The organism is Bacillus coahuilensis m4-4, assembly GCF_000171615.1.
Taxonomy (GTDB): Bacteria; Bacillota; Bacilli; order Bacillales; family Bacillaceae_K; genus Bacillus_T; species Bacillus_T coahuilensis.
In genome coordinates this window covers 1-14,545 of sequence record NZ_ABFU01000006.3, presented here as the reverse complement: position 1 = coordinate 14,545, position 14,545 = coordinate 1, and the positions used below count along the sequence as shown (strand labels likewise).

Sequence of the window (14,545 nt, the reverse complement as noted above, 5' to 3'; positions counted from 1 at the left end):
ATCAAACTATGTTTTTAGACGCCTCATAACTTAGTTTCTAATTTACTTATAGAATTCTTTTAATGGGCTTTTAATAAATCCTTTTAATTTTAACAATTCGTAAGGGTGTTGTTTTTTTCTAATTGCTGCTTTTCTCAATGTTAGCAATGGTAATAATTCTCCCTTTGGCATCTTAGATTCTTTTTTCAGTTTCTTTTGTTGATTTAGTGTAATAGCTTGTTGAATTGAATCTGTTTTCAATACATTAAAATCCGTATCTATTGGGTTAGTCTCTACAATTTTAATTATAATTTGCTTTATATCATTCGTACCCAGATTTTCAAAAATACCTAATGAAGCTACCTCTAGAGTTAAACTCTCAATTGTATCCTGTCGCTTATACTCCATAGTATTTTGTCGTTCTTTCATCGCCTCTTTGATTTTACCTTCATACTCTATATTTTGCTTATGGTTAATCATCAGATCATCTAGATTAATCATAATATCCTCATACTTATACATCGCTTTTAAATCGTTTTTACGAATTGCATTGAGCATTGGTTGAATTATTCTCATATCCTCTTGTGCTGTCTTCTTTAGAACACGTGTAGTAATTTGTTCTTCCTCATTTGATTCATCAAATAAAGCCCGTTCCTGAGCTAAGATAAACAAGTTCACAGCAACCGAAGTTATTCCCTGAGATTCCTCATAAAAGGTCGTTTTTACATCTTCAGTGAGTTCTGAACGTGTTCTAAGGCATTGTAATTCCCATAAAGTTTCTATAAAGAACTCCCATTCTTCACTGCCCTCAGCCATTCGGTCCCAAATAATCGCTCCGTCACTTGCTGCACGACGAGCTTGTCGGAAGTTTCCTTTAAATAGTTGCTGTGCCTTTGAAGTACCAATCAATACTGTAGGAATACCGACCGTATTTGATAAAGTTACAAAGAAATTGAGCATTTCCTCTTGGTCATTTTTAAAGTGTAGTAAGTGCTGTATTTCATCTATGACCAGCACACCAATACCATACATACTGGCTAATGAGGTCATATGCAAAAGCATTGTTGACGTAACACGATTTAAATAGCCATACTTCTCTAAATAACGTGTGCCAAGTAAATTATCAATTGCTTTGAAAAAGCTTTTACAAAGCGTTGATAAGCTGCCATCATACGGGCAATCAATTTTCAGCCAAACAATTTGTGTACGATTAAAAGGATGGCCTTCATATGTTTCATGTTTAATAACTTGAGGATACATAAGCAACAATCGCTCAATTGCTGTTGTTTTACCAATACCAGAGATACCAATAATTGATAAACTATCTGCTGTAGAACGAAGGTAATTCAAGCGCTCGTCAATGTATTTATGAGCTTCTTCCTCATCTTCACGCAATTGGTGTAATACTCGAATACGTTCTAAAAATGCCTTATCCAAAGGATTTCGAGCTAAATAACCTCTACGAATTAGCGTAGAAAGTCTTCGTTCTACTTCAAAATGGATCGGTAAGGGCTGAATAAAGTTCTTCACACGTTTTAGCACATGATATCGGATATTCGTTTCACTTTGCTTTTCTTGCTGAGTAATACGTGGTGTTACCATAAATCTCTCTAGCACATTGTCTTCACTGAAAATAGGGGGAAGAGCTTCAATAAATGGATTTTTATTGTACTCTGATAAAGCTTGTTCCTTATACTTAGCTTCCTCAAAATCTCCTTTAAGAACAAGGCTATTCGTCATTTCCAAACGTCTCATCTCTCTTCTTTTTTAGTTTTTCCATTAGACGTGAACTAGATTTTTTAGGTTTGTCATCTTGTACTTTTTCTTTTTGTTACAAAATCAATAATATATGCTTGATCACTGATTACAGCTGGTGATAGATCAAACTTCTCCTCTTCACGATTTAACTGTTTTTCCATATGTTTGTTATCTCTTATCGAAGCAATTTTTTCTTTCTTACTTGTTGGTTGATTGAATGATTGCTTTTTCTTCTTCTCTGCCTTTTTTATTTATTTCATTCATCATGGCATCGGTATTAATGGTTAGCTGTACTTGATGAGATCGTTCGACTTCTTCCAACTCACTACGCAGCTGTTGATGAAAAATAATTTCCTCTAAGAAGTCGTTTCGATACTGTTGGCTTGGTTCAAGTAATACACACGCTTCAAAATCCAAACCATTATCATGAGGAATATATATCTTCTCAACATTACGAGGATCATATACAATTTCAATACTGCGATTTTTAAGCTTAAGATACCACTGTTCTTCAATTGCTTGTCGTGAACCATATAACAAATTTTTAAACTTAATACCGGCTCTAGAAATGGTTGCCTTGCCACGTGGTAACACATTTAAGCGTAGAATATTACGATCAATTGCTCTTAAACGTCCTTTACGATTTTGAATTCCCCAGTTCCATAAATTAACCGGTGTTGGTACTAAACCTTCTGTAACCATCTCTTTTTCCATTGGATATTTTTCAATGATTTTATGATTATGATGAAGGACTAACGTAATAATTAATGTTGCAAATTCTTTAAGATTCAATGTGGCATCTAAACGATAATCTTGATCTCCACGTTCTCGATATTCCTTTTGAATTGCACCAGGAGCCTTCTGCTTTATCTTCCCGTTAAACGTACGAAATTTGCGTTCAACAATTCCTTTTAAATCTCCTCGGTAAGCTGTCGTATTTTCTATTTTAATATTTAAGTTATTAATCAAATTTTCTACAGAATATCCCTCAAACTCTCCTCGGTCTGCAATAATTATTTCGGGTAAATGTTTTGTTGGCCATTGTTCCTCTGTAATCTCAATCCCATATTGCTTACAAAAATCCACCTTGTCTGACACCATATTATCTAAAGCCATCATCGCTCCAATCCATGAAGGCCCTTCTAATCCAACATATAGTCCTGTTATTATTCGTGAATACACATCAATAACAGCATAAATAACAGGACGACCAATGACTTTATTTACATCCAACGAGCTCACTATATATATATCTGCAATGGTAGCATCAATTTGAAACCGAGTACCTGGACCATTTGTTTCAGACTTTGAGTCACTTAAAATAGGACGATGCTTTAGTTCATACTCTTTAGCACTTTTACGAAACTGAATATCTTTCTTTGGATCTTCTATTTTCTTAAACCAATAGTAAAACTGATTGTAAGACGGAATTCGGTTTGCTTCAAATACTCTGTATTTCATTTCACCACTTTCTTTATAACGGTCTGAATAAAAATCACGCAATATGAAGTGATAGACATCTTTTAATGAGTAGTTGTTCGTCTTTCGGTAATATTTATTAATGGCATGCTCAAACTGTAGTTTCACTTCTTCTGTTATATTAATACCAGTTTGATAATTGCCACTAATGTTCACTCTACGTGGACGACCTGTTTTGGCTTCTGTAAGAGACTTTGTTTTACCCTTGCCACCAGAGTTTGCATAGTCTGGTAACATGGCATTTTTATTCATACCACGCTGCCAATATCGACTAAGTAGCTTTTTCACTTTAGTTGGTGTTACATTAAGCTCTTCAGCAATTTCTTTAATCTTGGATTCTCTTCCACGTTTCAGAATTAATTCATTCATGTGTAGTAGACAATTCTCTTGAATGGTATCCCAATCTTCTTCACGTTTTTGAATCTGTACAGCTGTTAGATCATTGTCTGCTATAACACGTCCAAATGGATCTGCTATTACTAGCAATTCATTCTGTTCAATTTCCGTAACTAATGTTGTGTATAGTTCTTTCTTAGGCATGGACGTATGAGCATCTATATCAACAATAAACACATACGATTCCTCTATTTCAATTACACGAATTCGCTTAGAATCTTTCACATATTGAAGTACCTGATTAATAAAAATCATCCGTATTTCACCTTCTTCACCTTACTTTCATCAACCGATTTAATACTAATTGGCTGTTCTAAATCTATCGGTCTCAACATATTTATATTGATAATTTTTTGAGCTAATAAATGATAAAATAATGTAACACCACTACCAAAAGGTAAATGCGTGTCTTTATCAAATTCATTTGTGATTTTACGGATGCTATCATTAGTGTCTAAAAACCTCTGCATTAAAGAAATAGATAAATCTTCAATATACTGGGCATTCATTTCACGAAATACATCATAATCTCTAATGTCGTAGTAATCGTGGATATAACTGATGTTTCTTGCCATTGTTTTATGTATTTCTTCTTCTGTTACAATCCCCCAATCAATTTCCTTTCTATGCCAATACTCACGTTCAACCTCAAACTTTTCAAGTATACGCTCTTTTAATAATTCATCCTTCATTTTAATTGTATGAGCGATTTCAATTAAACTTTGTCCATTATTAATCGTTAATAAAAAATCCGTTGTCATCACAATCGGTTCTCCCGTTTTAGGATCAGTGGGATGTTTAATACCTAACTCACTTGCAATGACAATTGTTTCTTCTACTGGTAGTAAAGGAAATTGCTCACGAATATCAATAACAAAATCCGAAAATTCAGTTATATAAAAATAGTTTCGTTCTAAATCTGATAAAAACTCATGCTGCCTATTTGTCTTTATTCCTTTCAAGCGGGTAGATCTACCTAACGAAGATACATCCTGAATTTTTAACCATGGTTTATATTCTGAACCAATACCTGAGCCACGGCCATCTTTTATCCATTTCTCAATTTTAGATGTTCTTTTTCTTTTTGACATAAAAACACCCCTTTAGACAATTATATCCAAAGGGGTAAAACGGTACAACTTTATTATTAACGGTATAACTTTCTTTAAAACGATACATCTTTCTTTTAAACGGTACATCTTTCTTTTAAATCTACATTAGAAAAATATTCCTAACAATAACTTACTCCACCGTAACACTCTTCGCTAAGTTACGCGGCTTATCAACATCACAATCGCGGTGAAGAGCTGCGTAGTAAGAGATTAATTGTAGAGCGATAACAGAGATAAGAGGTGTTAATAAAGAATGAACCTCAGGTAATACAAATGCGTCTTCTTCTTCTTCTAAGCCTTTCATCGAAATGATACAAGGGTTTGCTCCACGAGCCGCTACCTCTTTCACATTTCCTCTGATGCTTAGGTTTACACTTTCTTGAGTAGCGAGGGCAATCACTGGTGTACCGTCTTCAATCAAAGCGATCGTCCCGTGCTTTAATTCTCCTCCTGCAAAACCTTCTGCTTGGATGTAAGAAATCTCTTTTAGTTTAAGAGCCCCTTCAAGACCTACATAGAAGTCAATTCCACGTCCGATGAAGAAGCAGTTACGTGTCGTTGCAAGGTAGTTACGTGCAAGCTCTTCCATTTCTTCTTTGGCATCACATAATACTTCCATTGCGTTAGCAACAATTCCTAGCTCTTGAACGAGATCAAAGTTTACATCTTTTCCAGTTGCTTTAGCTGTTACATTAGCAAGGATCGCAAGAACGGCTAACTGAGCCGTATAGGCTTTCGTCGAAGCCACAGCAATTTCTGGACCTGCGTGAAGTAATAATGTGTAATCTGCTTCACGAGAAAGTGTAGAGCCTGGAACGTTCGTGATCGTGATCGCTTTGTGACCCATTTCTTTTACCTGTACAAGTACGGCACGGCTATCAGCTGTTTCACCGCTTTGAGAGATGAAAATGAATAATGGCTTTTCCGAAAGAAGTGGCATATTGTAGCTGAATTCACTTGCTACGTGAACTTCTACTGGCTTTTTCGCCATCGTTTCAATAAACTGCTTTCCTACTAATCCTGCATGATAACTCGTTCCACAAGCTACGATGTAAATACGATCCGCATTGTTGACCGTTCGAACGATGTCGGAATCAATCGTCAAGTCACCATTAATATCTTGGTAAGCTTGAATAATTTTACGTGTAACAAGTGGCTGCTCATCAATTTCTTTTAACATATAGTGAGGGTACGTCCCTTTTTCAATGTCAGAAGCATCTAACTCAGCGGTATACGGAGCACGCTCTACTACTTCACCTTCAAGCGTTTTAATCGTTACGTTTTCTTTCGTGACAATGACAATTTCTTTATCCATTAACTCAACAAATTGATCCGTCACTTGGAGCATCGCCATGGCATCACTTGCTACCACGTTAAAGCTTTCACCAAGACCAACTAAAAGTGGGCTTTTGTTTTTCGCAACATAGATCACTTCTTCGTTTTGGTTATCAAGCAACGCGATCGCATAAGAACCTTTTAACGATTTAAGTGCTAAACGGAATGCAGCTTCTACTGAATTTCCTTCATTCACACGTTTCTCAATTAATTGAACAATAACTTCCGTATCGGTTTCACTTACAAATGATACGTCAGAAAGCTCTTCGCGTTTGATCATGCTGTAGTTTTCAATTACGCCGTTATGAACGATTGTAAAACGACTAGACGTAGATTGGTGAGGGTGTGCGTTCACCTTACTAGGAACGCCGTGCGTTGCCCATCGAGTATGACCGATACCAGTTGTCGCTAGTACATCTGTATCCACATGCTCGCGTAGGTCTGCAATTCGGCCTTTTTCCTTAAACACCGTTACGCCGTTATCATTTTGAACCGCTATCCCTGCCGAGTCGTATCCACGGTACTCAAGCTTCTCTAAGCCTTTAAGAAGAATTTCTTTTGCATCTTGATTTCCAATATATCCTACAATACCACACATGGTGATAGTCCTCCTTTAAGGATAAGGAGGCAAGTACGGGGGCACTTGCCCCCTTATCTCTGTTTAGTTTATGATGTTTCGCGTGAGTCCATTCTTTGTGCATAAAGTTACCTCTATGTTTTAAAATGACCCATTCGACTGCGCGATATCAGTCGGGAGGTATCCGCCGAACGATCGATACTCCTCCTCCTCGTCAACTAAGGCAACTCCTTAGTTCAGGCGCTTTTGGGGTTTAGTTTAAACAATGCTCCTTTCCATTTTAAATGTCTCTTCAGTTTTCCCTAAAAAGTTTCAAGAAAACATCCCTATCTTACACCTTTTAAAAAACATCGTCAATAGAAATGTAAGAATATGCAACCTGTTCCTATCTGTAGTGCTACTATAAAAATATGCATAAAAGGCTTTCCATGTGCCTCTTATGCATACTTTAACACCTTATTCTTCTAAGCCCATTTCAGTACGAACAACGTCAGCAATGCGCGTTACATATTCTTCACACACTTCTTCAGTTGCCGCTTCTACCATAACGCGTACTAACGGCTCTGTACCTGAAGGACGTACTAATACTCGTCCATTTCCGTTCATTTCTGCTTCTACTTCAGAAATAACGCTTGCTACTTTTTCATTATCTTTAACACGGTGCTTATCTGTTACTCGAACGTTGACAAGCTTTTGAGGAAACTTTTTCATTTCTCCTGCCAGTTCAGATAATTTTTTACCAGTTACTTTCATAATATTTACTAATTGAAGTCCTGTTAAAAGACCATCACCTGTTGTGTTGTAATCAAGGAAAATGATATGACCAGATTGCTCTCCGCCTAGGTTATATCCGTTTTTCTTCATTTCCTCCACAACATAGCGATCACCAACAGCTGTCGGAACGCTTTCGATTCCTACTTCTTCTAATGCTTTATAAAAGCCTAGGTTACTCATGACAGTAGATACAACAGTCGATTGCTTTAGACGTGCTTCTGTTTTTAAGAATTTAGCACAGATGAACATGATTTGGTCACCGTCCACAATCTCTCCATTCTCATCCACTGCAATTAATCGGTCACCATCACCATCAAACGCTAACCCAACATCTGCTCCCTTTTCTTTCACAAGCTCAGCAAGTGGCTCTGGGTGAGTAGATCCGACACCATCATTAATGTTTAGACCATTTGGTGATGCCCCCATAGTGGAAAGATCAGCATCTAAGTCTGCAAATAAGTGAGTCGCAAGTGTTGACGTAGCTCCGTGAGCACAGTCTAATGCTACATGAATGCCTGAGAAATCTTCGTCTGCGATTTGCTTTAAGTATTGAAGATATTTTTGTCCACCTTCAAAATAGTCGCTCACCTGTCCTAGAGCGGCACCAATCGGGCGTGGAAGAGTATCTGTATCTTGGTCTAGTAATCCTTCTATTTCTATTTCTTGATCATCAGATAGCTTATACCCATCTGGCCCGAAGAATTTAATTCCATTGTCTCCCACAGGATTATGGGATGCAGAAATCATTACACCCGCCTGTGCTCCTAAAGCCTTTGTTAAGTATGCAACTCCTGGTGTAGAAATGACGCCTAAACGCATAACCTCTGCACCAATCGATAGTAACCCCGCAACTAAAGCTCCTTCTAGCATATGTCCAGAGATTCGTGTATCTCGTCCAATAATAACTTTAGGTCGTTCTGAATCCTTTGTTAAAACATAACCGCCCAATCGACCTAATTTAAATGCAAGCTCAGGAGTTAGTTCAGTATTGGCTACCCCTCTCACTCCATCTGTTCCAAAATACTTACCCATAATATCGCTCCTTCTTCACCATTTATGTTGTACTGTTCTCATTTTCAATTGTAATTTTTGCGCTTGTTTCTTTTAAGGTCCAGTTAATTCCTTCTGGACTATCCACCTCTATGTTCACATCATACTCTCCTTCTTCTTCATAGGGAGAAAGGTCAACAAAAAGAATGAAGTCCTCTTCTGAAAGCCCGTCTAATACCTCCTGAAACGCTACAATCGTTAGATTTGTTCTTTCTGAAGTGGGGGAGAGGAAGGTCACTTCTTTCCCTTCACTCACACCCCTAACTTCAATAGGTATATCTAATAGTGTTTTTTCTTCTTTCTCTTCAACGTCGATAATGACCTCTACGACCTGTGGTTCGCTTTGATTTATCCCGTCTGGAAGGGAAACAGGTACCTCTATCGTAGTATCTTCCTCTATGTCCGTAAGATCAACGTCTACATTTAAAGTAGAAATTCCATTGAGAATGCTTTGGTTACCAAAAATCGTGATGTTTTCTGGTGAAGTAGTAATTTCCTTGATTTGTAGAGATTCACGAAGTGTTCCTACTTCATTTACCTCTAATCCAACCTCTTTTTGTGGATTAAATACACTAATCGTAATATCTACTAGTTCAGGTTCTACTTGGACATTTAACTTTGATAGCGATTGATCTAATACTTGTACTTGTGCAGCTCTAGAAACAGTTTGGCTAATTGAACCTTTAAGGTCAACCGTTGCTCTTACAAAGGCAATCTTGTCAATCACATTTTTAGCCCCTGTAATCGTCACTTTATTTGGTGATATAGTCAAATCTCGAAGTTCATACCCATCTTCTAATAACTCTTCATTAAATTCAGGCTCCACTGTATATTCTACTGAGATTTTTTCTTGAATATCTACGGTAACGAACGATGGATCAATCGTCACCTCTAACTTTTCTGAAAGATCTTCATATTGTACTTGTACCGTATGCTCACCGATTATTAACTCATTTAAATCAACGAATACGCTAAAGTCCTTTAATGCTTTGGCCGACTGTACAATATTTGTTGGACCCGAAATCGTCACATCAACCGTTTGCGGCAATCCAGTTACAACAAGATTTTCTGAATCATAATACGCTTCTAAAGGGACATCCTCAATCACTTCGATGTCTTCTGATGAAGCACTTTGAAACAATGATTTGGATGCACTGTCATCAAACTTAACCGTAATGAATAACAATAAGGCGAGCAATAAAGCGACGATCCTCATAAACCAAACACTATCCATAAATTTATCCATTGCTCTTTTTCCCTCCCCATTTCCAATTTGCTGAGGAAGTAATCTTTTGACGATTCACTAACAGTTCTTTCTTAAGTAACTCGTCAAAGTCATCAATTGATAAATCACGGAACAAATCGCCGTTTCGAGTAACAGAGATTGCACCCGTTTCTTCTGACACAACGATTGTAACACTATCCGTCACTTCACTTATTCCAATGGCCGCTCTATGACGAGTTCCAAGCTCTTTTGATATAAAAGGACTTTCTGAAAGCGGAAGATAGCACGCTGCTGCTGCAATCCGGTCTTTTTGTAAGATTACCGCTCCATCATGAAGAGGAGTGTTAGGGATAAAAATATTAATAAGTAGCTCAGATGAAATAGTTGAATCCATTGGAATTCCTGTTTCTATGTAATCACTCATTCCAGTCTCACGTTCTATCGATATCAATGCCCCTATACGCCTTTTAGCTAAATAGCTAACCGCTTTGGTCAAATTCTCAACCATTTGAAGTTGCTCTTCCTCTTCTTGACCACCTGTTCTAGAGAACAGCTTTCCTCGACCTAATTGCTCCAAGGCTCTTCTGAGCTCCGGTTGGAAGATAATAAACACTCCTAAAAACCCCCAACGCAAGGTCTCTTGCATCATCCAGTAAAGCGTGTGAAACCCAAGTAGACTACTGACCCCTTGGACAATTAAAATAACAAATATTCCTTTTAACAATTGTACAGCCTTTGTTCCTCGAATAAGCATAATTAACTTATAAATGACATACCAAACAAGAAGGATGTCTATAATGGCAACAAAGACAGTTAACATATTGATATCTAATAAGTATTCTGAAAACGGCATCTTACATCCTCCAATACATAATCGAAAGCGTCAGCCGTGTTACTGGCTTTAAGATTTCTAACTTTCACATTATACCATAATCTTTTATGACAATGGAAAATTGTATAGTGGAAACCTCCTACTTCCTCCCTATAAAAAAAGCAACACCATTGAAGGTATTGCCGCGTTTATTGTTTTAATTAACCAATGAACCAAAGAAATCTTTCATCTGTACCCATAACCATGTGAACGCTTGATCAATGACCTCGACTTTTCCTGTCACTTTTCCAGCAGAAGCTAAATACTGTTCTCCATCACTTACTTCCCCGTTGATGATTCGAACATCTCCGTTCACTTGACCTTCTATAATAAGATTTCCGTTTTTCACAAAAATATCTTGATCTATACTAACACCTTCAGGCACAATCACGGTTTGTCCTTCTACTCGTAGCTCAGGATGATTAGTAAAGGCTAGCTGGTCTTGGTTTGAAAAAGAAGAAATGAAGCTTCCTCCCATTAATAGAAAGAAGATGGCAGCAGCAACGAGCATTGGATGATTTTTAAACCACCTCTCAACCCCTACCTTTCGTTTTTCTTTAGGCAGACGAGCCATGACACTCTCCGTAAAATTCACTGGAGCACTCACATGGGATGTACTTTGTACTAGGGCAATCGCCTTTTTTAAATCCTGAAAATATTCTTTGCAATCAGAACAAGAATGGAGGTGTTCCTTTAACGCACTCTCATGCTCCTTAGTGATATCATCATCTAAGTAATCATGCATGTAATCTATGATGTGTTCTGGACATTTGCTCATGAGTCATCACCTCACTATATGGTTTTTAGTTGTTTTCGTAATGCCTCTCTACCCCTATGCACTCTGGTTTTAACCGTTCCTAGAGGTAAATCTAAAATATCACTTATTTCTTGTAGCGACAATTCTTCTATATATTTCAAAATAATGACCGACCGGTACTTATCTGGAAGCTTAGAAATTTCACGCTGCAATTGCTCCTCCATCTCCAGTGTTTCTACCTCTTCCTCTGGTAACTTCCCTTCAGCGGCGACCTGCGAATATAGCGTCAACCCTTCAGTTCCAGCCACCTCAGCATCTAAATAATAGTCTGGCTTCTTCTTTCGAATTCTATCGATACACAGATTCGTCGCAATTCGGAATAACCACGTAGAGAATTTCCGTGTCTGTTGAAATGTATGGATATTCACATACGCTCTAACAAATGCTTCTTGAGCGAGATCTTCTGCTTCGTGACGGTTCCCGACCATTCGATAGCAAATTTGAAAGACTTTATCTTTGTAAAGCTCCACGATTTCCCCAAAAGCGTTTTGGTCTCCCTTAAGGACTTGTTTAATCCTTTTATTTACCAATTCATCCATTCTCTATACCTCCGCTCTATGCGGTTACTTGTTATACGTTTTACCTTATAATAAGGTTTCATTTTTTTCTTCTTTGTTCCTATTAATTTTAACTTTCTCTTACCAATCCAATGAACAGAGTTTTTATGTAAAATGAAGTAACCTTTCTCCTGAAGGAAACGTTCCTCATGCTAAATTATAATCTTCCCCGGGGAATCTTTTTAACTATCTATAAAAAAGTAGATAGGAATTAAGTTCGTTATTTCCATAATTACATCCTAATTTTAACAAAAAACAAGACAAAATGTTTAATTTTTTTCTATTATTGGGTACATTGACTTCAAAAGAGGACAAAGGAGATTTGGGGATGAAGGCTCAACAAATGGATTTATTAAATAAAATTGAAGATTATCGATCAAGGATGGTAGCTCTAGCATTACACTCTTCTTTTTCAGATGACAAGGTGGTACGCATTAGTACAGAATTAGACGAGCTACTGAACCAAGTACAACCAAAAAGACATTAAAAGCAGCCCATTAAGAGCTGCTCGAAGACTATAACAATTTCTCACCGAATAATGAACCCATTAATGCAACGGCTACTGAAGCCGTTTTATTTTTTTCATCTAAAATAGGATTTACCTCAACAAACTCAGCGGACGTAATTAATCCAGCCTCGGCTAGCATTTCCATCGCTAAGTGACTTTCTCTATAAGAGATGCCTCCGATAACAGGCGTACCTACTCCTGGAGCATCTTGAGGATCTAACCCGTCTAAATCTAGTGATAAATGAACACCGTCTGTACGGCCACTTAAATATTTTATCGTTTCTTCCATCACTTTTGTCATTCCCATACGATCAATTTCATGCATCGTATACACCTTAATTCCTCGTTCTTTAATTAGAATTCTCTCACCTTCATCTAATGAGCGTGCTCCAATAATAACGATATTTTCAGGACGAACTTTCCCTACATATCCCCCGATAGTAGTTAAACTTTCATGCCCTATTCCTAAGCTAGCAGCAAGAGGCATACCATGAATATTACCTGATGGAGAAGTTTCTGCCGTATTTAAATCACCGTGAGCATCATACCAAATTACCCCTAGATTATTATACGACTTTGATACTCCCGCAAGTGTTCCAATCGCAATACTATGATCTCCTCCGAAGATTAATGGAAAGGAATCTTCCCCTATAACTTTTTGAATAGACGTACAGAGCTTTTCATTCGCTTCGGTAACCGCTTTCAAATTCTTTAAGTTTGTATCTTCTGATTGAACTCTTTCAGCTTGCCCAATTTCAATGTCGCCCTTATCGTCAATCTCATAGCCCAATGCTTCTAATCTGTTAACAATTCCAGCATAGCGAATAGCACTCGGCCCCATATCCACTCCACGTCGAGTTTGTCCTAAGTCCATTGGCATTCCAATAATACTAATTTTCTTATTCATTGTCATTCCCCCTATTCTTCTCTTCCTTTATTGTAAGGGGAAACTACGCCGTGACTCAACTCGACAACTTTTTGTATCTTTATACAGAATTTCATAACTGTTTAGAATTAAGTGATAGTTTGTTGACTGTGAACTTAATTGTCTCTATTAAACAACGGTACTTGATTTCAACAGGACATTGAATACGGTTCACAGAATAGGCACCGCACGTAGAAAGTGCTTTAACGCTTTCTAGAAGTCTTCACCATTTCGCTTCAATCACTTGCTGAAAATTAGCATATAACCTCAATAAGTTTTAATTAAGCCAAACACAAAAAAACTGGTGTCTAGTAAGACGACACCAGTTACTTAGTATTCACATGAGCAGGAAATAAACCATTAATCAGGAATTAATACACTGTCAATGACATGAATCACGCCGTTTGAAGCTTCAATATCTGCCTTCACTACGCTAGAATCATTCACCTTTACAGGATCTAGAGAAATTTCTACGTCCTCTTTCGCTAATGTTTCAACTTCTTGCCCATCCTTTAAATCCGTTGATAATACTTTTCCTGGAACAACATGATAGAGTAAAATTGTCTTTAAATCATCTCTAGCTAACAACTCTTCTGCTGTAATGTTTAACTCTTTAAGCAGCTTTTCAAAAGCCTCGTCAGTAGGAGCAAATACAGTAAAAGGACCTTCACCCTTTAACGTTTCCACCAAACCAGCCTTCTCTAGTGCAGCTGCTAAAGTAGTAAAGTCTCCTGCTTCAACTGCTGTATCTACTATATCCTTTTGTTCTTCTCCAGCCAACACACCAGTCGTAAACCCAATCATCATAAGTAACATTAACAAAGATCCTACAAAACTCTTCTTTTTCATGATAAAAACCCTCCTTTTTAAATAACTCCACAAAACTCCAACTGACCAAACCTACTTATGTAAATACTCTAAGAGATAGTATCCGTAGGTTTTGTGGAATTATCCCTATAAATTAAGATTGAGTTCCCTCTGACTTTTATAGATAGGATAAAGGGATGAGAGATTTATAAAAAGAAACACAGATTATTAAATAAGTTCAATGTTTTTTAGATGAAAAAAATTGCTCTTATTAGAAATATAATATATTTCGAGTAATTGCCAGTCTCTAGTATTTACAAGCACCAAAATAAAAAAAGAGCCTTCACCTAAGTGAAGACTTCTTTTTAGCGGAAC

The 14,545-nt window shown here is 37.2% G+C and carries 11 protein-coding genes and 1 pseudogene; 1 reads left to right on the top strand and 11 read right to left on the bottom strand.

Going from position 1 to position 14,545, the window contains the following annotated elements; genetic code table 11:
- Window positions 1-42 precede the first annotated feature (42 nt).
- The 9 genes and pseudogenes from M44_RS01090 to sigW form a co-directional block, all read right to left on the bottom strand.
- The gene (locus M44_RS01090; RefSeq protein WP_029326664.1) at window positions 43-1,734 is read right to left on the bottom strand and encodes an ATP-binding protein; all 1,692 of its coding nucleotides are present in this window, start codon (window positions 1,732-1,734) and stop codon (window positions 43-45) included.
- Window positions 1,709-3,867, bottom strand: a pseudogene (locus M44_RS19495) (Mu transposase C-terminal domain-containing protein). Before M44_RS19495 ends, M44_RS01090 begins: the two are co-directional and overlap by 26 nt.
- Window positions 3,864-4,703, bottom strand: coding sequence for a heteromeric transposase endonuclease subunit TnsA (locus M44_RS01080; protein WP_010170092.1), 840 nt, complete (start codon window positions 4,701-4,703; stop codon window positions 3,864-3,866). The pseudogene M44_RS19495 and the gene M44_RS01080 overlap by 4 nt, the downstream one beginning before the upstream one ends.
- A 151-nt stretch (window positions 4,704-4,854) precedes the next feature.
- Window positions 4,855-6,657, bottom strand: a complete 1,803-nt coding sequence (gene glmS / locus M44_RS01075; protein WP_010170090.1) for a glutamine--fructose-6-phosphate transaminase (isomerizing) — start codon at window positions 6,655-6,657, stop codon at window positions 4,855-4,857.
- A gap of 435 nt (window positions 6,658-7,092) precedes the next feature.
- Window positions 7,093-8,442 carry a phosphoglucosamine mutase gene (gene glmM, locus M44_RS01070; protein ID WP_010170088.1) on the bottom strand — a complete coding sequence of 450 codons (1,350 nt, stop codon included), beginning with the start codon at window positions 8,440-8,442 and terminating at the stop codon, window positions 7,093-7,095.
- 22 nt (window positions 8,443-8,464) lie between these two features.
- Window positions 8,465-9,706 (bottom strand): CdaR family protein, encoded by a 1,242-nt coding sequence (locus tag M44_RS01065; protein ID WP_010170086.1) that lies wholly within the window; start codon window positions 9,704-9,706, stop codon window positions 8,465-8,467.
- Complete coding sequence (gene cdaA, locus M44_RS01060; RefSeq protein WP_010170084.1) at window positions 9,699-10,538, bottom strand: diadenylate cyclase CdaA; 840 nt, start codon at window positions 10,536-10,538, stop codon at window positions 9,699-9,701. The genes M44_RS01065 and cdaA overlap by 8 nt, the downstream gene beginning before the upstream one ends.
- Before the next feature lie 175 nt (window positions 10,539-10,713).
- On the bottom strand, window positions 10,714-11,334 hold the full coding sequence (locus M44_RS01055; protein WP_010170082.1) for a zf-HC2 domain-containing protein: 621 nt from the start codon (window positions 11,332-11,334) through the stop codon (window positions 10,714-10,716).
- Window positions 11,335-11,348: 14 nt separating this feature from the next.
- Window positions 11,349-11,912, bottom strand: a complete 564-nt coding sequence (gene sigW, locus M44_RS01050; protein WP_010170080.1) for an RNA polymerase sigma factor SigW — start codon at window positions 11,910-11,912, stop codon at window positions 11,349-11,351.
- A 346-nt stretch (window positions 11,913-12,258) separates the two neighbouring features.
- Between sigW and M44_RS01045 the strand changes: the two genes are divergently transcribed.
- Window positions 12,259-12,417, top strand: coding sequence for an aspartyl-phosphate phosphatase Spo0E family protein (locus tag M44_RS01045; RefSeq protein ID WP_010170078.1), 159 nt, complete (start codon window positions 12,259-12,261; stop codon window positions 12,415-12,417).
- 28 nt (window positions 12,418-12,445) lie between these two features.
- Here M44_RS01045 and rocF read toward each other — a convergent pair whose 3' ends face one another.
- Window positions 12,446-13,345 carry an arginase gene (rocF, locus tag M44_RS01040; protein ID WP_010170076.1) on the bottom strand — a complete coding sequence of 300 codons (900 nt, stop codon included), beginning with the start codon at window positions 13,343-13,345 and terminating at the stop codon, window positions 12,446-12,448.
- Window positions 13,346-13,723: 378 nt separating this feature from the next.
- Window positions 13,724-14,212 (bottom strand): fasciclin domain-containing protein, encoded by a 489-nt coding sequence (locus tag M44_RS01035; protein ID WP_010170075.1) that lies wholly within the window; start codon window positions 14,210-14,212, stop codon window positions 13,724-13,726.
- Between the last annotated feature and the right edge of the window lie 333 nt (window positions 14,213-14,545).

Excerpts from the sequence above, each read along its gene's own strand:
- M44_RS01090 (WP_029326664.1), bottom strand. The coding sequence starts at position 1,734 with ATGAGACGTTTGGAAATGACGAATAGCCTTGTTCTTAAAGGAGATTTT.
- M44_RS01080 (WP_010170092.1), bottom strand. The coding sequence starts at position 4,703 with ATGTCAAAAAGAAAAAGAACATCTAAAATTGAGAAATGGATAAAAGAT.
- glmS (WP_010170090.1), bottom strand. The coding sequence starts at position 6,657 with ATGTGTGGTATTGTAGGATATATTGGAAATCAAGATGCAAAAGAAATT.
- glmM (WP_010170088.1), bottom strand. The coding sequence starts at position 8,442 with ATGGGTAAGTATTTTGGAACAGATGGAGTGAGAGGGGTAGCCAATACT.
- M44_RS01065 (WP_010170086.1), bottom strand. The coding sequence starts at position 9,706 with ATGGATAAATTTATGGATAGTGTTTGGTTTATGAGGATCGTCGCTTTA.
- cdaA (WP_010170084.1), bottom strand. The coding sequence starts at position 10,538 with ATGCCGTTTTCAGAATACTTATTAGATATCAATATGTTAACTGTCTTT.
- M44_RS01055 (WP_010170082.1), bottom strand. The coding sequence starts at position 11,334 with ATGAGCAAATGTCCAGAACACATCATAGATTACATGCATGATTACTTA.
- sigW (WP_010170080.1), bottom strand. The coding sequence starts at position 11,912 with ATGGATGAATTGGTAAATAAAAGGATTAAACAAGTCCTTAAGGGAGAC.
- M44_RS01045 (WP_010170078.1), top strand. The coding sequence starts at position 12,259 with ATGAAGGCTCAACAAATGGATTTATTAAATAAAATTGAAGATTATCGA.
- rocF (WP_010170076.1), bottom strand. The coding sequence starts at position 13,345 with ATGAATAAGAAAATTAGTATTATTGGAATGCCAATGGACTTAGGACAA.
- M44_RS01035 (WP_010170075.1), bottom strand. The coding sequence starts at position 14,212 with ATGAAAAAGAAGAGTTTTGTAGGATCTTTGTTAATGTTACTTATGATG.